This window comes from Nitrosospira sp. Is2 (genome assembly GCF_033095785.1).
GTDB lineage: Bacteria > Pseudomonadota > Gammaproteobacteria > Burkholderiales > Nitrosomonadaceae > Nitrosospira.
In genome coordinates, this window is the sequence record NZ_CP137134.1 from 2974538 (window position 1) to 2993379 (window position 18842).

The 18842-nt window shown below is 54.5% G+C and carries 23 protein-coding genes; 8 read left to right on the forward strand and 15 right to left on the reverse strand.

Features of this window, described 5'->3' with window-relative positions:
• Positions 1 to 71: 71 nt before the first annotated feature.
• From R5L00_RS13045 to R5L00_RS13060, 4 genes are all read left to right on the forward strand, one after another.
• Complete coding sequence (locus R5L00_RS13045) at positions 72 to 671, forward strand: BON domain-containing protein (RefSeq protein WP_317652181.1); 600 nt, start codon at positions 72 to 74, stop codon at positions 669 to 671.
• 43 nt (positions 672 to 714) lie between these two features.
• Positions 715 to 936 (forward strand): CsbD family protein, encoded by a 222-nt coding sequence (locus R5L00_RS13050; protein WP_107693321.1) that lies wholly within the window; start codon positions 715 to 717, stop codon positions 934 to 936.
• 221 nt (positions 937 to 1157) lie between these two features.
• Positions 1158 to 1307, forward strand: a complete 150-nt coding sequence (locus tag R5L00_RS13055; protein WP_107693320.1) for a lmo0937 family membrane protein — start codon at positions 1158 to 1160, stop codon at positions 1305 to 1307.
• Positions 1308 to 1362: 55 nt separating this feature from the next.
• Positions 1363 to 1782 carry a CBS domain-containing protein gene (locus tag R5L00_RS13060; protein ID WP_317652184.1) on the forward strand — a complete coding sequence of 140 codons (420 nt, stop codon included), beginning with the start codon at positions 1363 to 1365 and terminating at the stop codon, positions 1780 to 1782.
• A gap of 58 nt (positions 1783 to 1840) precedes the next feature.
• Here R5L00_RS13060 and guaA read toward each other — a convergent pair whose 3' ends face one another.
• The 4 genes from guaA to R5L00_RS13080 all read right to left on the reverse strand — a co-directional run bounded on the left by guaA (position 1841) and on the right by R5L00_RS13080 (position 5919).
• The gene (guaA, locus tag R5L00_RS13065; RefSeq protein WP_107693318.1) at positions 1841 to 3403 is read right to left on the reverse strand and encodes a glutamine-hydrolyzing GMP synthase; all 1563 of its coding nucleotides are present in this window, start codon (positions 3401 to 3403) and stop codon (positions 1841 to 1843) included.
• A gap of 163 nt (positions 3404 to 3566) precedes the next feature.
• Entirely contained in the window at positions 3567 to 5027 is a 1461-nt protein-coding gene (guaB, locus tag R5L00_RS13070; RefSeq protein ID WP_317652187.1) for an IMP dehydrogenase, read from the reverse strand.
• Between the two features lie 144 nt (positions 5028 to 5171).
• A complete protein-coding gene (locus R5L00_RS13075; protein ID WP_317652189.1) occupies positions 5172 to 5495 on the reverse strand; it encodes an RnfH family protein in 324 nt (107 codons plus the stop codon).
• Positions 5482 to 5919 (reverse strand): type II toxin-antitoxin system RatA family toxin, encoded by a 438-nt coding sequence (locus tag R5L00_RS13080; RefSeq protein ID WP_107693315.1) that lies wholly within the window; start codon positions 5917 to 5919, stop codon positions 5482 to 5484. Before R5L00_RS13080 ends, R5L00_RS13075 begins: the two co-directional genes overlap by 14 nt.
• Before the next feature lie 277 nt (positions 5920 to 6196).
• On the opposite strand from R5L00_RS13080, the gene smpB reads away from it, so the two are divergent.
• On the forward strand, positions 6197 to 6640 hold the full coding sequence (gene smpB, locus R5L00_RS13085; protein ID WP_107693314.1) for an SsrA-binding protein SmpB: 444 nt from the start codon (positions 6197 to 6199) through the stop codon (positions 6638 to 6640).
• Positions 6641 to 6718: 78 nt separating this feature from the next.
• Positions 6719 to 7744: a COX15/CtaA family protein gene (locus R5L00_RS13090; RefSeq protein ID WP_317652192.1), complete on the forward strand. Its 1026-nt coding sequence runs from the start codon at positions 6719 to 6721 to the stop codon at positions 7742 to 7744.
• 260 nt (positions 7745 to 8004) lie between these two features.
• Here the strand turns inward: R5L00_RS13090 and ccmI are convergent, their stop codons facing one another.
• From ccmI to R5L00_RS13145, 11 genes are all read right to left on the reverse strand, one after another.
• Positions 8005 to 9336 carry a c-type cytochrome biogenesis protein CcmI gene (ccmI, locus tag R5L00_RS13095; RefSeq protein WP_317652193.1) on the reverse strand — a complete coding sequence of 444 codons (1332 nt, stop codon included), beginning with the start codon at positions 9334 to 9336 and terminating at the stop codon, positions 8005 to 8007.
• Positions 9333 to 9824, reverse strand: coding sequence for a cytochrome c-type biogenesis protein CcmH (locus tag R5L00_RS13100; RefSeq protein WP_091137207.1), 492 nt, complete (start codon positions 9822 to 9824; stop codon positions 9333 to 9335). The genes ccmI and R5L00_RS13100 overlap by 4 nt, the downstream gene beginning before the upstream one ends.
• A 56-nt stretch (positions 9825 to 9880) precedes the next feature.
• The gene (locus R5L00_RS13105) at positions 9881 to 10411 is read right to left on the reverse strand and encodes a DsbE family thiol:disulfide interchange protein (protein WP_107693311.1); all 531 of its coding nucleotides are present in this window, start codon (positions 10409 to 10411) and stop codon (positions 9881 to 9883) included.
• Positions 10408 to 12447 carry a heme lyase CcmF/NrfE family subunit gene (locus tag R5L00_RS13110; RefSeq protein ID WP_107693310.1) on the reverse strand — a complete coding sequence of 680 codons (2040 nt, stop codon included), beginning with the start codon at positions 12445 to 12447 and terminating at the stop codon, positions 10408 to 10410. The genes R5L00_RS13105 and R5L00_RS13110 overlap by 4 nt, the downstream gene beginning before the upstream one ends.
• 113 nt (positions 12448 to 12560) lie before the next feature.
• The gene (gene ccmE, locus R5L00_RS13115; RefSeq protein ID WP_107693309.1) at positions 12561 to 13010 is read right to left on the reverse strand and encodes a cytochrome c maturation protein CcmE; all 450 of its coding nucleotides are present in this window, start codon (positions 13008 to 13010) and stop codon (positions 12561 to 12563) included.
• On the reverse strand, positions 12994 to 13296 hold the full coding sequence (gene ccmD, locus R5L00_RS13120) for a heme exporter protein CcmD (RefSeq protein ID WP_317652195.1): 303 nt from the start codon (positions 13294 to 13296) through the stop codon (positions 12994 to 12996). Before ccmD ends, ccmE begins: the two co-directional genes overlap by 17 nt.
• Positions 13188 to 13928, reverse strand: coding sequence for a heme ABC transporter permease (locus R5L00_RS13125; RefSeq protein WP_107693509.1), 741 nt, complete (start codon positions 13926 to 13928; stop codon positions 13188 to 13190). Before R5L00_RS13125 ends, ccmD begins: the two co-directional genes overlap by 109 nt.
• A 180-nt stretch (positions 13929 to 14108) precedes the next feature.
• Complete coding sequence (gene ccmB / locus R5L00_RS13130; RefSeq protein ID WP_107693307.1) at positions 14109 to 14768, reverse strand: heme exporter protein CcmB; 660 nt, start codon at positions 14766 to 14768, stop codon at positions 14109 to 14111.
• A gap of 1 nt (position 14769) precedes the next feature.
• Complete coding sequence (gene ccmA, locus R5L00_RS13135; protein ID WP_107693306.1) at positions 14770 to 15390, reverse strand: cytochrome c biogenesis heme-transporting ATPase CcmA; 621 nt, start codon at positions 15388 to 15390, stop codon at positions 14770 to 14772.
• Positions 15391 to 15735: 345 nt separating this feature from the next.
• Entirely contained in the window at positions 15736 to 16170 is a 435-nt protein-coding gene (locus R5L00_RS13140) for a VOC family protein (protein ID WP_317652199.1), read from the reverse strand.
• A 102-nt stretch (positions 16171 to 16272) separates the two neighbouring features.
• The gene (locus R5L00_RS13145) at positions 16273 to 17253 is read right to left on the reverse strand and encodes a DUF5996 family protein (protein WP_317652201.1); all 981 of its coding nucleotides are present in this window, start codon (positions 17251 to 17253) and stop codon (positions 16273 to 16275) included.
• 403 nt (positions 17254 to 17656) lie between these two features.
• Between R5L00_RS13145 and tadA the strand changes: the two genes are divergently transcribed.
• Both tadA and R5L00_RS13155 read left to right on the forward strand, forming a co-directional pair.
• Positions 17657 to 18139: a tRNA adenosine(34) deaminase TadA gene (gene tadA, locus R5L00_RS13150; protein ID WP_317652203.1), complete on the forward strand. Its 483-nt coding sequence runs from the start codon at positions 17657 to 17659 to the stop codon at positions 18137 to 18139.
• A complete protein-coding gene (locus tag R5L00_RS13155) occupies positions 18139 to 18615 on the forward strand; it encodes a L,D-transpeptidase (protein WP_317652205.1) in 477 nt (158 codons plus the stop codon). Before tadA ends, R5L00_RS13155 begins: the two co-directional genes overlap by 1 nt.
• Positions 18616 to 18842: the final 227 nt, after the last annotated feature.

The following is an 18842-nucleotide window of genomic DNA, read 5'->3' on the forward strand; positions in this document are numbered from 1 at the left end:
CAGAGCATGAAGGCGCCTTTAGCTGCGGGCCATTGGCAACTCTTATTCAATCTACTCTGGAGAAAAAAAGTATGAATACTCAAAATAAATTGCTCGTTGTGGCCGTATCGCTAGCCAGCGTCTTATCCATCGCGGGTTGTGGAAAATCCGAGGAAAAGGCGCCGGCGCCGGGAGAAGCGCCCAAGGCCGCAGCCCCCGAAGCCAAAACGACAGTAGGGACGACGATCGACGATAGCACGATTACCACAAAAGTGAAATCCGCGCTGCTTGCCGACGCGGATGTCAAAGGCCTCGACATAAAGGTCGAGACGAATAAAGGCGAGGTTCAACTGAGCGGTTTTGTTGACAGTCAGGCTCAAATCGATCGCGCCATTTCGATCGCTCGCGGCGTGGAGGGCGTTAAGAACGTAGATAATAAAATGACCCTGAAGACCACCCAGACGACCGTCGGCGAGAAAATAGATGATGGGATTATTACGACGAAGGTAAAAGGCGCGCTAGTTGCCGAGTCAGGTGTGGATAGCGGGGATATCGCCGTAGTCACTCGAGATGGAGAAGTCCAGCTCAGTGGCTTCGTAAAGGACCAGTCTCAGATTGAACGCGCAACCCAGGTCGCACGCAGCGTGGAAGGGGTTAAGAATGTCATCAACGAACTGAGCGTCAAGAAATAAACGATCTGCTAACTTGTTTAATGGATATGAAAGGAGAATCAAAATGAACTGGGATCAAATCGAGGGAAACTGGAAGCAATTCAAGGGAAAAGTGAAGGAGCAGTGGGGCAAACTCACCGATGATCATCTTGATACCATTGCCGGCCGGCGTGATCAGCTCGCGGGCAAGATCCAGGAGTCATACGGGATTACAAAAGAGGAAGCGGAGGACCAAATCGCCACCTGGGAGAAAAACCAGCGGGATGATACTTATCGCCCCAGCTAAGCAAGGTTCAAGATAGATGGGTAGTGGCCGCCCGAGTCAGAACACCGGAAGGAAACTGCCGGGCGCCGCGCCTGTCGAGAACCTGGGGCAAGAGGCAGCAGGCAGTAAAAGCTACGAGGGAGAACGCGGAAGCAGCTCGCATGGGTGCCGGTACAGCGCCGTCCCTGACGAAGCATGTACCGGAAAGGTAGGTTTTGAATTTACCTTAGAGAGGAGGTAGCATGCTTTATACCATTGCTGTTATCTTAATTGTCCTATGGCTGTTGGGATTGGTGAGTTCCTATACGATAGGGGGCTTCATCCATGTGCTTTTGGTGATAGCCATCGTAATGATCCTGCTCAGGATCATTAGCGGACGCAAACCGCTCTAACGCGCCGGGCGATCACAACTCATTCAACCTCGTTGTTTATCTACACGGAGGTGGTATGCAAAAACTTAGCGAGATAATGAATACCGACGTACAGACTGTTGCTCCGGAAGCCACGATAGAAGAGGCAGCGCAGGAAATGCGTGATGGTGATTTCGGGCTGGTGCCAGTGGTGGACGATGAGGAGCTGATCGGCGTGATAACTGATCGGGACATCGCGATCAGGGCAGTTGCAGAAGGCAAAGACTCCGGTACCCCGGTGCGCGAGGTCATGTCGGAAGGTGTGGTGTGGGCGAGCGAGGATGATTCAATCGAGGATGCCGCCAGAATTATGAGCGATCACCAGATTCGTCGATTACCAATCGTGGATGCGGATCAGCATCTCGTAGGAATTGTATCGCTCGGCGATTTCGCCGTTGACAGTTCGGATATCGAACCTGTCGTTGAGGCACTCTCCGACATTTCGAGGCCGTCCTGAAATCGTAAATTAGAAGCGCCCGTCGAACGACGTTCGAGTGCTTTTCATCTTGCCGCTTTCACTCCCACTCGATCGTCGCGGGCGGTTTTCCGGAAATGTCGTAGACAACACGATTAATGCCCCGCACCTCATTAACGATGCGGTTGGAGATTTTGGCCAGCAAGGTGAAAGGAAGCTCGGCCCAATGGGCGGTCATAAAATCCTCGGTTTGAACCGCGCGTAGGGCAACCACATACTCGTAGGTGCGCCCGTCGCCCATAACGCCCACTGATTTAACTGGCAGAAAGACAGCGAAGGCTTGCGATGTTTTTTCGTACCAGCCTGAAATACGCAACTCTTCAATGAAAATCGCGTCGGCACGACGAAGCAATTCGGCATATTCGTACTTCACTTCGCCGAGGATGCGGACGCCCAGCCCGGGTCCGGGAAAAGGGTGGCGGAAGACCATGTCGTGGGGCAATCCCAATGCCAGCCCGAGTTCGCGCACTTCGTCCTTAAACAATTCGCGCAAAGGTTCCAGTAGTTTCAGATGCAGCGTGTCGGGCAGGCCGCCCACATTGTGATGCGATTTGATGGTATTCGCTTTTTTTGTTTTGCCGCCAGCCGATTCTATTACGTCCGGGTAGATCGTCCCCTGCGCGAGCCACCGTGCGTTAGAGATTTGGGCAGCTTCACGCTGAAATACTTCAACAAATTCCCGCCCGATGATGCGACGCTTTGTTTCCGGGTCGGCCACGCCCTGGAGGTGTTTGAGGAATTCACCCCCGGCATCGATGTGGAGGATTTTCACACCGAGATTTCGGCTGAAGGTTTCCATCACCTGCTTTGCTTCATTCAGTCGCAGCAGGCCGTTGTCGACAAATACGCAAGTGAGCTGTTGGCCAATGGCGCGATGGATAAGCGCTGCCGCCACCGACGAGTCGACACCGCCGGACAGCCCGAGGATAACTTCATCCGTGCCTACTTCAGAACGGATTCTCCCGACTGCTTCTTCCAGGTAATCGGGCATGTTCCAGTCATAACCAGCACCACAGATCTCATGCACAAAGCGCTCGATAATGGCCTTGCCTTGAAGCGTATGGGTGACCTCCGGATGAAATTGCATCCCATAAAACTTGCGCTGCTTATCTGCTATGGCGGCGAACGGCGTCGAGGCATTGCTTGCCATCACTTCGAAACCTGCCGGTAGAACCGTTACATTATCGCCATGGCTCATCCAGACGTCGAGAACCTGATTTCCTTCCGCATCGATACGATCTTGAATGTCTCGGAGCAAATCGACTTCACCTCGTGCCCATACTTCTGCATAACCAAATTCCCGCACTGTAGCGTTCTGGACCGCTCCACCCAACTGGGCGGCCATGGTCTGCATTCCGTAACAAATGCCCAATATAGGCGCCCCGAGCTCGAATACGACTTGTGGAGCACGCGGCGTTTCATCTTCTGCTACTGATGCCGGACCGCCGGAAAGGATAATGCCTTTGGGTGCAAAATCTTTTACGAACTGGGCACTGACATCGTACGGATGAATCTCGCAGTAAACATAGGTTTCCCGGACGCGGCGGGCGATCAGCTGGGTGTACTGGGAACCGAAGTCAAGGATGAGTATTTTTTGGTGCATTATTATTCAGATATGCCGGAATTATTGTTGCGTTGCAGTCGCAAACGGGAGCCGCAATTGAGAAGCCCCGCTGTTCTGCTAATGACCGGAGCAGTCGGTGGTAAAGACAGGGAGGCGTATCCAGGAGAACTACGATCCAGCCGGTCAGCTTCCCGAGTTGCATCTATTCCACGTGATAGTTCGGCGCTTCCTTGGTGATTTGCACGTTATGAACATGGGATTCTCGAATCCCCGCGGATGTGATTTCGATAAACTCTGCTTTGGCGTGCATTTCTTCAATTGTTGCGCAGCCCAGATAGCCCATGCCCGAGCGCACGCCGCCTATGAGCTGATGAATGACCGCGATTACACTGCCTTTGAAGGGAACACGGCCCTCTACGCCTTCCGGTACCAGCTTCTTGGCATCCTGCTCGGCCTGCTGGAAATAACGGTCGCTCGAACCCTGCTGCATCGCCGAAAGGGATCCCATGCCGCGATAGGTCTTATAGGAACGGCCCTGGAAAAGCTCAATTTCTCCGGGTGATTCTTCGGTTCCGGCAAAGAGTCCGCCCAGCATGACTGAACTGGCCCCAGCGGCGATCGCCTTCGCAACATCGCCGGAGTATCGGATGCCTCCATCGGCAATCAAGGGTACGCCCGTATTTTCCAGCGCATCCGACACATTTTTGATTGCAGTGATTTGCGGCACGCCTACTCCGGCAACAATACGCGTAGTGCATATGGAGCCAGGGCCTATCCCGACTTTTACCGCATCCGCTCCCTGATCTACCAGAGCCTTGGCGGCTGAGGCGGTCGCTATGTTTCCCCCAATCACCTGAATGCCGGGGAACCGTTTCTTAACCCAGTTTATATTGTCTAGCACGCTCTGCGAGTGGCCATGCGCCGTATCCACCACAATCACGTCTACTCCCGCTTCGGCTAACGCTTCAGCCCGTTCATGGCTACCCTCACCGACGCCCACTGCTGCGCCGACGCGCAAACGTCCCAGATCGTCCTTGCACGCGCTGGGATGTTCAGATGTCTTGATAATATCTTTTACCGTAATTAAACCGCGCAACTCGAAATCGCTATTCACCACCAGGACACGCTCGAGGCGGTATTTGTGCAATAACGCCATCGCCTCTTCGCGAGTGGCGCCTTCATTAACGGTTACCAGCCGGTCTTTGAGCGTCATGATATTTTTGATGGGCTGGTCCAGATTGGTTTCGAAGCGAAGGTCACGGTTTGTGACAATGCCGACGACTTTTGCGCCGTCCACTACGGGCAAACCGGAGATCTTGTACTTGTGGATGAGGTTGAGTACTTCACGCACGGTCATATCGGGGGGAATGGTGATCGGGTCTTTAACTACGCCGCTTTCGAACCGCTTGACATTGGCTACATGGGCAGCCTGGGCTTCTACCGGCATGTTTTTGTGGATAATGCCGATGCCGCCTTCTTGCGCAAGGGCGATAGCGAGCCGGGCTTCGGTCACGGTATCCATGGCGGCTGAAACTAGCGGGATATTGAGCGAGATTCCGCGGGTGAGCCGCGTCGTCAAATTAACATCGCGTGGCAGAACCACGGAATGGGCGGGAAGAAGCAAAACGTCGTCAAAGGTTAAAGCTTTCTCAACCATTCGCATGATATCGATCCTTAACAAAGCGGCATTATAGCGAAACGCGGGACTTCCAGGGGAGCGGCAACCACGCGGGTGCCCATATAAGAGTTACCGGCACCAAGGCTGGCCGGTTTCACGCCAATCTTCGTACAAACCTTTGCTAGCGGGTCAACGTTTCTGCGTACCCCGGCATTTTTCTGCGCGTCGCCGCCGACTTTCCTTGGGATCGGTAATTAAAGGCCGATAGATTTCCACGCGATCAAGGTCGCGCAAAACAGTGCCGGGCCTGACGAGTTTCCCGAATATGCCCAGTTTGTTAATTGAACAGTCAATCTCCGGAAACAGGCTCCTCATCCCCGAGAGCTCTACGGCTTGCTCGACCGTCGTCTGAGGGGAAACGCTCAGGCGCCTGAGAACCTGGCGATGCGGCAAAGCATAAACCAACTCGATGTCGATTCCCTCGATGTCCGTCCGCTGCTCATGAGCTTCCATACACTTCTTCGGCACGTTGAATGAAGGCTTCGACGAAGCTGTTTGCAATCATGAAAAACACGGGACCCACGAGTTTTTCCAGAAATATGTGCGCAAAGGTGTAATGCAGGCGAAACTCGATCTTGCAGGCGTTTTCCGCTAACGGTATGAAGCGCCAGTGGCCATCCAAATTTTGAAATGGTCCATTCAGGAGTGTCATTTCAATCAGTTCAGGGGGCTTCCGAATATTTTCCGTGGTGAAACTATGCTTGATGTGGTGATAGTCGATTACGATGGTGGCGTGGGTGACGGACTCATTTTGAGTAATGACGGATGAACCGCCGCACCACGGCAAAAACTTGGGATAGTCTTCGACTTTATCCACAAGGGCAAACATACGGTTCGCAGAATATCCGATCAGAACGGATTTTTCGATTTCAGCCATAGGATGAACCGCCCCGTCCCGACGAAGCAGTAGTGAAAGCTGTTAAAATACACCAAACCCGCGTGGAACTCACCCTTTTTCTTCCTTAAGAAACCTCTCAGGGAGCGCGCGGGCCGAGATGCTTCCCCTGCGGTTATGGTAAAATGGCAGGCTTGCTGAGTTGCGTTGTCCGCATCGTAAGCTTGCCTTGGAGTCGCACTGCGGACGCTCCCCTTTGTATTTCAATCCCTATTTTACCAGTAAAGCGTTCACGAGGACCTGATCGGGAGTGCCTTAAATGAGTATCGTTCAAAATAAGAAGGCCTTTCACGACTACTTTATTGAGGAGAAATACGAGGCGGGCGTTACTTTGGAAGGTTGGGAGGTCAAGGCGATTCGCGCCGGCAGGGTGCAGCTGAAAGAAGCTTATGTCATTATCCGTAAAAGCGAGCTGTTTCTCATTGGGTGCCATATCAGCCCTTTGTTGACCGCCTCCTCGCACATCAACCCAGACCCGGTTCGCACGCGCAAGCTGCTGTTGCATGCCGAGGAAATCAAACGTCTGATCGGTAAAGTGGAGCGCGCTGGATACACGCTCGTTCCCCTCGACATGCATTATAAAGCTGGCAAAGTCAAACTTGAAATCGGCCTGGCTAGAGGTAAGAAGCAGCACGACAAGCGTGAGTCCGAGAAACAGAAAGAATGGGTGCGCGATAAGCAACGTTTAATGCGAGGAAAATAACAGGTCAGCGACCTGCGAGAAATCATGCTGTTTTTGGCTTAGTTATTCGCTTAGTTATTTAGTTCACCCAACTCTATCATGCATAAATCCATCGCCATCTGGTTGTTGGCCTGCTGTGCCCTGGTGTTTGCCATGGTGGTTGTCGGCGGCGTCACCAGACTGACCGAGTCAGGACTTTCTATCGTCGAATGGCAGCCCCTCGTTGGCACCGTCCCTCCGCTCAGTCAAAACGATTGGGAAGAGCTTTTTGAAAAGTATCACCAGACGCCGCAGTATAAAAAGGTGAATCTGGGCATGAGCCTGGATGAATTCAAACGTATCTTCTGGTGGGAGTATTTTCATCGCCTGCTCGGTCGCGTTATCGGCTTGGCATTCTTTGTGCCGTTTCTTTACTTTTCCATCAGAAAAGCAATCGACCGGCCCCTGGGGGTTAAGCTTGCCGGGATCTTTGTGCTGGGCGGCCTTCAGGGCGCGATGGGGTGGTACATGGTTAAGAGCGGCCTGGTGGAGAACCCCCACGTCAGTCAGTATCGGCTGACAGCCCATCTGGGCCTTGCCTTCGTTATCTATGCCGCCATGTTCTGGGTCGCTCTGGGGTTGCTATATCCCGCCGGCACAACTGGCGCACCGCTTGCAAACAGCAGATTAAGAGGCCTGCGCCGCTTTTCCATCGCACTGACCGCTCTCATCTTCATCATGATTCTGTCGGGGGGGTTTGTTGCCGGCATCCGGGCCGGGATGGCCTACAATACTTTTCCCCTGATGAACGGGCATTTGGTGCCACCGGAAATATTCATGCTGAAGCCGTGGTATCGGAATTTTTTCGATAACATGGCGACGGTGCAATTCGACCATCGGCTGATCGCGTGGCTGCTGGCTTTTCTGATTTCAATTTTCTGGTTTAAATCCAGGAGCGTACCACTTTCCGGATCGGCGCGCTTCGCATGCACCCTTTTACTGGTCATGTTGGCAGTGCAGATAAGTCTGGGCATTTCCACCTTGCTGCTGGTGGTTCCGCTACCGCTGGCGGCGGCGCATCAGGCAGGCGCGCTGCTGCTCTTTACTGCGGCCCTATGGGTCAATCATCAGTTGCGCGCTCAATGATTCCCGGCTTGCCCACGGTGCTGAGCTCCGATGAGGCGAGGGTTCTTTAACTGGGAAAAATCAATTCAGGCAGTTACAGCAGGGACAACCTGTGGATTGCGATTTCAGGGCGGGGAAGGAATAATCTCTGTAAAACCAGTTCGGCTAAAGAAGGAGGTTAGCGTGTTCTAACCCGCTTCTCAGCCCGTGGTACAAAGTTTTGAAGGGTTCCCCGGTAGCAGTTTCAGGGTTTGCGGCGTCCTCGCATGCTTTAAGGTAACTTAAGGTAGCTGCTGATCAATCACTACATTGATACTCTTGTCGCCGACCCTTGTCGGCTGGCTGAGCCCTTGCAGATCGCCACTTTGAGGCATGGGAGAGCCGGATTTGGAGATTCTGGCGCCTACTACCACTTCATCGGGAAAAGTAGACAGCTGGACCCCAGACCTTGCCATTGAGTCATTCAGCGTAAAACTTGCAGGCAGGTCTTTGACCTGCAGGCGCAGCGTCGCGAGCGGCGCCCTGGGCCCAGCCTTGGCGCGTGCAAAAATATACACGCTGTCGGTGGGGGAGGTTTTGGCCGCCATGGCAGGGCTCAACGTTACCTTGCCGGAAAGCGTGCCTGATGCAGCCGTCGCCGCCCCCGCACCGGCGGCTGCGGCCGGTTTGTTCTCTGTCGGAGGGGGAGTCTGACCTCCGGATGGCTGTTCCATGGCTCTCGCAATCATCCCGCCTTTGCCGCCTGAGGCAAGTGATTTTGCCTCATCAATGCTGGCCCTGACCGATTGCACCAGCTCGGCTTCCGATGGCGGAACAAGCGCGAGCAGCTTTTCCCAGGACGCTGCAGCCTCCTTATATTTTTTCTGCTCAAATTCAGCCGTGCCCGCGAGCGCAAGCGCCTTCGGGTTCCTTGCATCCAGGCGCAGGGCTTTCTTGATCAGCTCGTAAGGCTCGCCAACCAGACTGCCGTCGTGTGTCATCGCTACAATGTCGGCATAGTCGGTAAGGACTTCCGAATTATCCGGGGCCAAGGCCAGCACTTTTTCATACGCCTCTTTTGCCTCGTTGAAACGCTGCATCATGGCATAGGTGCGTCCCAGCATGAGCCAGCCTTCGATATCATCAGGCTGATCCCTGAGCCTGGCGATAAGGTTTTCAAGAACCGACGAAAAATCCGGATGGCCGCCTTCTGCTGATCCTGCTGATGACATGGCGGGATGTTCCGTCGCCGCGGGTTGCGGCAACAATGCTTTGGTATTGCCAAGCCAAAGATAGAGCGAAACTGCCAGCAATGGCACGGCCAGGGTCGTCAGCGTTATGGTGGCAACATTTCGATTGCCGCTCATCAGTGTGGCTGCCATGGTTTCTCCCTGAGGAATATCCTCCAGCATCCGTTGCTGCAATTCCCGTTTGCTTTGCTCGTATTGCTCCCGTGTGAGGATGTCACTGCGCAAATCGCTGTCTAGTTCAGCCAATTGATCGCGATAGACATCTATATTGGTCGCGTCGCGAGCTACGCCGCCGTCGCGATTCCTTTTGCTCCACAATGTAGGGAGGACGAACATTAAAGCGCCGACGATAAATACGCCGGCAACTACCCAGAATGATGTCATGCGTTGTTACCCTTGCGTTCCTTTAGCAGGTCTTCAGTGTGTTTGAGTTCCTGGTCGGATAGCTGTGGTTCCTGGATCTGCTTGCGGCGCTGCTTGAGATAAACGAGCAGTGCGATGGCGCCGCCCAGAAGAAAAATGAAAGGTCCAAACCATAGGAGTAAGGTTGTGGATTTAACCGGCGGACGATAAAGCACGAAATCTCCATACCGCGCGACGAGAAAATCAACAATCTCCTTGTCGGATTTCTTGGCCTGCATTTGTTCCCGAATTTCCCGCCGAAGATCGTTGGCAAAATCCGCGCGCGAAGCCGCGATCGTTTCGTTCTGGCACACGAGGCAACGCAAATCCTCGGACAAAGTAGTCATGCGTTTCTCGATCTCCGGGTCCTCAGCTACGGGTGCGGCCTCCTTGGCCCAGACCGGAGTCAGCGCAAGGAGGAACGCGAGCAGAAATGCAAATCCCGTTGCGCCGAAGAAAGCCTTCGTCATGCTGTCACCCTTATGAGTGCCGTCATCTTTCAGTGATGGAAATAAAAGCCTCAGACTCATCCCTGTAATTCCAATTCCTTAACCAGCGGCAGGATTTTTGTTTGCAGCGCTTCCACTGTCACAGGTCCTATTTGCTTGTACCGGATAACACCTTTCTTATCGATAACGTAAGTTTCAGGAACGCCGTACACGCCATAATCTATCCCCGTCCTGCCTTCCGGATCAACGATGCTGACAGTGTAAGGATCTCCAAACTGTTTGAGCCATTTCAGTGCATCATCGCGCTGATCCTTATAGTTGAGACCATAAACAGGAACGATGCCGGACTTTGCCAGCTCAACCAGGAGGGGGTGCTCCTCCCGGCACGAGACGCACCAGGAGGCCCACACGTTCAGCAGCCATACTTTGCCCAGATTATCCTTGGATGTCAGCGTTTGCTCCGCCTGGTGCAATTGCTGCAACTGGAATTCAGGGGCAGGTTTCCCGATCAGAGGCGAGGGCACCTGCCGGGGATTGAGATTCAATCCCACGAGTAAAAACCCTACCAGCACTACAAAAATTCCCAGCGGCAGCAAGAAACGCGTCATGCCTTTTTGCTCCTTGCGATGAGGGGCGCCGCTGGGGCTTTGTTGCCGACCTTGCCGGGTTTGGCTGAAACTTTCTCGTCATCGGCCAACTCGCGTTCTTTGCGTGCCGAAAGACGATAACGACGATCAGTAATGGCAAGACCTCCGCCCAATGCCATTAACATACACCCGAACCATATCCAGTCCACGAAAGGCTTATGGTAAACACGCACGATCCATGCCCCATTCTCCAGCGGCTCGCCCAGGGCGACGTAGAGATCGCGAAAAATACCGGTATCGATTGCCGCTTCGGTCATTGCCATTCCGGAGGCGTTATAAACGCGTTTCTCGGGTTCGAGCACCCGCATTTTTTCACCGTTACGCAACACGTCCACGTTACCGATATCCGCCACGTAGTTCGGTCCAGGCCCCTTCTTCACGCCGTTGAAACGGAATGTGTAGCCGCCCACTTCGACCGTATCGCCAATGTCCATACGCACGTCTTTTTCCGTCTCATAACCGCCGACCAGTGCGACGCCGATAATGAACACGGCAATGCCGAGATGGGCCGCATGCATGCCGTAATAGCTACGCGATTGCGCGGCAAGTTTCGCGAACAGCCCTTCCTTGCCACTGCTGCGAAGACGATGAATCAGGCTCGCGACCACACTGGCAATAACCCAGAACGCCATCAGCAAGCCGAAGCTTACGAACGGTTTCCATTCACCCATGAAGAACGGGGCCACCAGGGCGGTGATGACGCTGACGCCGAAAGCCCAGCGCAAACGTACCGCCAGTTCAGGCAGATTTGCCTGTTTCCAGCGCGCGAGCGGGCCAAGTCCTATCAGGAAGATTGCCGGTGTCATCAAGGGTACGAATACGGCCTGGAAGTAGGGCGCGCCCACCGATAGCTTGCCCAGTTCAAGCGAATCCATAATTAACGGATAAAGCGTGCCCAACAGAATGCTTCCGGCAGCGACCATCAATAAAAGATTGTTGGCAAGCAGCATCGACTCTCTCGAGACCACCTCAAATTTGCCGCCCAATCCGATTTTCGGCGCGCGCAAGGCAAACAGCAGGAGGGAGCCGCCGGTAATGATGACCAGGAAAGCCAGGATGAAAATGCCGCGCTTGGGATCGGTCGCAAATGCGTGTACCGAGGTCAGCACGCCGGAGCGCACCAGGAAGGTGCCAAGCAGGCTCAGGGAAAATGCGCAGATCGCCAGCAGCACGGTCCAGCTCTTGAAACCACCGCGTTTTTCCGTTACTGCAAGCGAGTGTATCAGGGCGGTGCCTACCAGCCAGGGCATGAAAGACGCGTTTTCAACCGGATCCCAAAACCACCAGCCGCCCCACCCGAGTTCATAATAAGCCCACCAGCTTCCCATCATGATGCCGATCGTGAGGAACATCCAGGCGATCGTAGTCCACGGGCGCGACCACCGTGCCCAGGTTGCGTCCAACTGGCCGCTGAGCAGCGCAGCAATGGCAAAGGCAAATGCGACCGAAAAGCCCACATAACCCATATACAGCATGGGTGGGTGAAAAACCATTCCCGGATCTTGCAGCAAGGGATTGAGGTCGCTTCCCTCCGCCGCTCCGGGCAGCATGCGGTCGAAGGGGTTGGAAGTGAACAGCATGAATAACAGAAAACCGACGCTCACCAGTCCCATGACGCCCAGGACTCGGGCCACCATATCATTCGGAAGATGGCGGCTGAAAACGCTTACCGCGACCGACCAGGACGCCAGCATGAAAGTCCACAGCAGCAGTGAGCCTTCATGCGATCCCCAAGTGGCGGCAAAGCGATACTCCAGGGGCAGTTTGGAATTCGAGTTTTGCGCTACATTGATTACCGAGAAATCACTGGTAACAAACGAGTAGGCAAGACAGAAGAACGCGATGACGATAAACACAAACTGTCCCTGCACGACCGGCCGGGCCAGGGCAATCCATGAGGGGATGCCACGGGCTGCGCCGATGATGGGCAGGGTACCTTGTATAAGCGCCAGCAGCAAGGCGAGGATCAAAGCAAAATTACCAAGTTCTGGAATCATGGTGATTAAAGCCTATGGATGATGAAATGAAATGGGCTGACTGCTAGCTGCCATAGTAGGACGGTTCGGGTTTGGAAGACGTTCTCCTGAACTCCAGGCCTGCAGTATTGACGCTATTGCACCAGTACGGTTTGGCGCGCCTTATCTGCTTGATTCAGGGCGTCCGCCGCTTCCGGGGGCATGTAATTCTCGTCGTGCTTGGCAAGCACCTCGTCGGCGCGGAAGATGCCATCATTCGACAGCTTGCCCTGCGCCACGACTCCTTTGCCTTCCTTGAACAGGTCAGGAAGAATCCCCGTATATACAACCGGGATGACCTTTGCGGTATCGGTCACGACGAAATTTACCGTGACGCCATCGGTCTGGCGCTTGACGCTGCCTTCTTCCACCAGGCCGCCGATCCGGAAGCTCTTGCCCAGGGGCGCTTCCTTATTGGCTACCTGGGTGGGGCTGAAGAAAAATACCAGGTTGCTCTGGAATGCGTTCAATACGAGTATGGAAGCGACGCCTAATGCGGTCACGCTCGAAGCGATAATGGCCAATTTTTTATGACGCGGTTTCATTTCTCTTCTCTTGTTTGTTTGACTGATGAATGAGACTGAGATGTTTAAGCAAAGTTCGCTTGCGGTTAAAAACCAGAACCAGCTCGCCGGCAATGCAAATCAGCGTAACCAGATAAGAGCCCCATACGTAGAACCCGTAGCCACCCATGTCCAGGAATTGCGATACGCTGGTCCACATCACCTTTCCGCTCCTTGCAGCTCTCCTACCCAGGAGGTATGACGCTCCCGCTCCAGAATTATGGCTCTCGTACGTATTAAAATGACCGCAATCGCATACATCCAGCATGCGATTGACATGATCAGCATGCCCGTCAGCATTGTGGTGGCCATTTTGGGCGATTGGGTAAGACTCACCGAGGCACCTTGATGCAGGGTATTCCACCACTTTACCGAGAAATAGATAATCGGCACGTTTACAACCCCCACCAGCGCAATCATCGCGCCCGCTTTATCTGCCCGGCGCGGATCGTCTATTGCCGCCTGCAGTGACATAAAGCCGATATAGAGAAATAGAAGAATCAATTCGGACGTGAGCCGCGCATCCCATACCCACCAGGTTCCCCACATGGGCTTGCCCCAAAGCGCCCCTGTCCATAACGCCAGGAACGTGAACATCGCGCCGGTGGGGGCGATGGCCGTCGCGACCATGGAGGAAAGGCGGGTATTGAACGCCAGGCCGATACCGGCCCACACAGCCATTACAACGTAGAGAAACATGGACATCCACGCTGCCGGCACGTGAATGAAAATGATGCGATAAGCTTCGCCTTGCTGAAAATCGGTGGGTGCGACAAAAAAACCGATATAAAGCCCAACCGCGCAAAAGAGAACAGCAGCGACGGAAAACAGCGGAATCATTTTACCGGCGAGAAAGTAGAAGCTTGCCGGGGAAGAATACTTGAACCAGTTAATTGCCATATATCTAAATACTGAGTTCCAATGTGAAGTTTGGCGCCCCAAGCGCGCGTAACCTCAAATTTTAACCTAAAAACCTCAAATTCAGAATTGGTTTCTTTCGGGATCTGCGACCCATTGAACAATGACGGCTTCGACGAACGCAAAGTAGACTGCAGCCGAGGTCAAGGGACCTGCATGGCATTACTCCATGGAGATTCGCAACGATAACGCCGTCGTCCATGGCGCCAGTACGACGGAGGCGAGCAGGAAGGCGCCGAGGAGCGACAGATGCGCCGCCGCCCCCAGGCCCGCCGCGCTTGCTTCTACCGCTCCCGCGCCAAAGATCAATACCGGGATATAAAGCGGCAATACCAGCAGCGAGACGAGCACGCCACCGCCGCGCAATCCCAGCGTCAGCGCAGCGCCGATCGCCCCGATCAGGCTCAGGACCGGCGTACCCAGCAACAAAGATGCTGTCAGCACCAGCAACGAATCCCCCGGCAAATCGTACTGGATGCCCAGCACAGGCGCCATCAGCACCAGCGGAACACCGGTGACGAGCCAGTGAGCCAGCGCCTTGCCCAGCACCAGCAGTGACAGTGATTGGGGCGAGAGCACCATCTGCTCCAGCGTCCCGTCAACGTGGTCGCTGGAGAACATGCGCCCTAGCGACAGCATGGAGGCCAGCAACGCGGCCACCCAGACCACGCCCGGAGCCATGGTTCGCAGCATGCTCATCTCTGGTCCCACCCCGAGGGGAAACAGGCTCACGACGATGACGAAGAAGAATAGCGTGGTCAAAACATCCGACCGTCGCCGCATCGCGAGCAAAAGGTCACGCTGGGTTATGCGGAAAAACATTTCAGGCGAGTTGCAACCGCTGGGTTGCGGCGGCAGCTATCTCGATTTCCTGATGGGTCGTCATCACGATCATGCCGCCATTTTCCAGGTGCCGTTCCATCAAACCTTGTACCAGTTTCACAGCCCCGACATCCAATGCTGTCAACGGCTCATCCAATATCCATAACACCGTTTTGCATACCAACAGACGTGCCAGAGTCACCCGCCGCCGCTGCCCTTGCGACAGCACTTTAGCCGGCAATAGTTCCCGACCTCCGAGCCCCATTTGTTGCAGCGCGTCGTGGGCCTTGCCGTCATCGATTGCCGAACCGGCCAGCGCGCTGGAAATGCGGAGGTTCTCCAGGGCGGTCAGGTCGTCCTTAACGCCGCTCAGGTGGCCGAGATAAGTCATGTCGGCGAAGTAGGCTCCCCCCAAGGAGCGGATTTCCGACCCTCCCCAGCGAATTTCGCCATGAGCGGGCGCTGCAAGCCCGCACAGCATGCGCAACAGGCTCGTTTTACCGCTGCCATTGGGGCCGCCCACTTGCATGAGCCCGCCTGCGTCCAGCGAAAAATGAACGCCGCTAAATAACTTGCGGTCGCCCCGGATGCATGTCAGATCGGTTCCTTGCAGCGTTGGCATTTGTGGGGCGCAAAAAAACCGGCATTATAGCGTATCAACGGTGCCGATGGCCCAGATGTGGCGGTTGAGATATGATTAAATGGAAGGCGGAAGGAATGCGTCAGGATGGATGAGCCTGTGTCAGCGCAGGTTCAAGGCAGTTATGCCGATGCCAAGAATTATCGCGAGGAACCTCGCGGCAGGGAACCGGATGGGCGACCTGTCCTCACCCCGTAATTACCCCGGGAGCGCGGCCACAGTATGAGCCCGCTGTGCGTGCGATACTGCGGCGTATAGCGGTATCAGGACGCAGGTGCAGTATCAGGATCGGATTGCTTGAACATGGCCTCGGCGCGTTGTTTGATCTCATCGGGCGACAATTCTTCCTTGTGGGTTGTAAGAAACCAGATGTGTCCGGTGTCCGAACGGGTCGTTCAATGCGCCTGTTCTGTCGCCGTAAAACTGGTCTTTCACGGATTTGATGACCGTTGCGCCTTCGCTGACAGCCTGAGCAAACACAGCGTCTACATCTTCTACGTACAAGTGCAGACCCACCGGCGAACCACCTGCCGACTGCGGGTTACTGAATGGACTCTCTCCTCCGCAGTCATCAGCTATCATAATCCGGGAATTGCCGATTTCAATTTCTGCGTGTCCAATTTTGCCGCCGGGTGCATCCATTTTAAATAATTCCTTCGCACCAAAGGCACGCCGGTAAAATTCAATGGCCTCGGCCGCACCATTAATCATCAGGTAGGGGGTTATGGAATGGTAGCCATCGGGTATCGGTCGGATGCTCATATTCTGCTCCTGCGATGATTGTTAAGTCATTGAAAACACATCGGGTTGCTGCATGATTGAATCGCATTCGGCAAACAATTTTGGTTATTTTCCAACCCGAATTCACGTTTGCACAACTTTTCGTTCCAATGCAGGGCGATCCCACTTCGCCAGGTTGGCCGCGGCTTCATATGTGGCCTGGAGAAATGAAAGGAGTGCTTGTGCCGGATTATCCGCCGTGCGCACAGCTTCATAAGGGAGGATGAATTCGCCGAGCTTGTCGTGAAAGTACGCCGCCTCGGGCTGAACCGGATAAGTGTTGAAACCCGCAGGAGTGGGATAAGCGTAGGCGTAGAACGCTGCTTCACCCAACCCGGTCCCGGGCCAAAAACCGGCGCTGGATACCTCATGCGAATACGCTTCCTCCATTATCCGAGCCGCGACGTTCGGGGCGCCGCCCGGATGCTTGGGCGCCGTTCGTCCGGAAAAACGGGTGACGGCGAGATCGAACCCGCCCCAAAAAAAATGGACCGGGTTAACTTTTCCTATGAAGCGCGCGCGGAATTCCTTGAAAATGCGATCTACCCATACCAGTATGTGCCAGTAACGGGTAACGGCCTCAGCATCATAACTCGAATGCTGCTCATCCTTTTCAAATGGTATTGCGACTTCCACTTCAACCGGCCGCGCAAGGATTTTAATCTCGATCCCAAGCTCGCGCAGCGCCTGCATCGTTTTGTGGTAAAAGTTGGCGACCGACATGGGTTCCAGTGCGAATGAGCGACAAGTGCCCTGCGTGGTGGTAATGCGCAGCACGTGCTCGATGAAATCGAAGTCGATCGCAAACGAGAAATTGCCATAGGGAATGGGCGACGTGGTCAGGCCACGCGTTGTGACGTAGAGTGTTGAACCCCAGCCATGGTTGATGTCCGGGGAGAGCACCAACCGGACTTTTCCGGCAACCTGAGTCCACATATGAAGCGTCGCGCTAGTATCTTGCCAGTCTGCCAGCGACGGCAGCATGGGCAACTCGATCCGTGAGTCGGCAATAAGCGTCATGGTCATGATCCATTTTTTGCGAAGCACATCGTTCAGCGTCCGCATGCGTGCTGTAGGTACCGTCGCGTTGGTTTGTCGTTGGCTCGGCGCTTTTCCGCCAGTTATTGATCAGGTTGTTGGGGTGCCTATGCAGTGCTCCTGAGGCTGGTGCCCCCGGCCTCGTTTGTGGGAACGACGACGGAGCCCATATTCTGCGGTTAGCACAGTTTATTTTTTATAGACCAGGAACCGAGGAATTCCAAGTAATGTGCCAGGCAACGGTAAAAAACACCACGACCGCTCCGCTTCTGACAACCGGGGTTGTTAGCACGAAATCCGCCAAGGAATCCGTTACCTTATCCGTACTATGCTCAAGCGGGTTTTGTTTTATTATTAGCTCGAAACAACCGGACGATGGACCTCAGCGCCGCCTTGACTTCTATGCAGACCTACAACCTTGTATCAAAAGATGAGCGCGAACACGGACGACGATAATGCCTTCATGCGCGCGGCACTTGACCTCGCGGCGCAGGCGCATGAGGCGGGGGAGGTGCCGGTGGGTGCGGTGGTAGTGAGCGGTGGCGCAATTATCGGGCGGGGTTATAACCACCCCATCTCGGCTGCGGACCCAACTGCTCACGCGGAAGTGGTGGCGCTTCGGGATGCAGCAAAAAATCTCGGCAATTATCGTTTGATTGGCTGCGCGCTGTATGTGACGCTGGAACCCTGCGCCATGTGTATCGGGGCGGTTTTTCATGCGCGTATCGCGCGGCTCGTGTTCGGGGCAGCAGAGCCAAAAACGGGCGTATGCGGAAGCGTGATTGATCTGTCAGCGGAAGCACGGCTTAATCATCACACGGAGGTAATTGGAGGTGTTCTGGCGGAGGAGGCAGAAAGCAAATTGAAGCATTTTTTCGCGTTACGCCGCAAGCAGGGGTTGCGAGGCGCCTGATGAGAATCGTGATTGACGTGGCGTCCCAGATCCTTGATGTTTACGATCTGAATACTATCATTCGTCATTACCAGGTTTCATCCGCCAAAAACGGGGTGGGTCAGGAATATGGCAGTTTTCGCACTCCCCTGGGAAAGCACATCATTCGCGCCAAGATTGGCGCGGGTAAGGCGGTCAATACTGTTTTCGTGAGGCGCCGCCCCACTGGAGAGATATATACGCCGGCCCTGGGCGCAAGTTTTCCCGGACGTGACTGGATTCTCACGCGCATTCTGTGGCTATCAGGTTGCGAGCCCGGCTTCAATCGCCTGGGAAAGGTGGATACCATGCGCAGGTATATTTATATCCACGGCAGTCCGGATAGCGTCGAGATGGGGAAACCCGGTTCCATTGGTTGCATCCGTATGCGTAACTGCGATCTGCTGGAATTATTCGATCTGGTAAATGCCGGGACAGAGGTTCAAATTCGCGACTGACGTCCGTTAAAGAAGCCGTTATGCGAGACCTCCGCGTTACCCGGTAATGTAAAAATTAGGGGCTGGCATGGCGGTTTTCGCGCCGCGGATCGCGCTGAGCAAGCGTCGCCGTATAGGGCTCGTTTCCATGCGTGATATTAAAGCTTGACTGGGGTGTTGATTTCAGAGGCTGTAAAAAGTCCGCTCATTACCTGATACTGTAATAAACATAGGGCTTAATGGCCGGG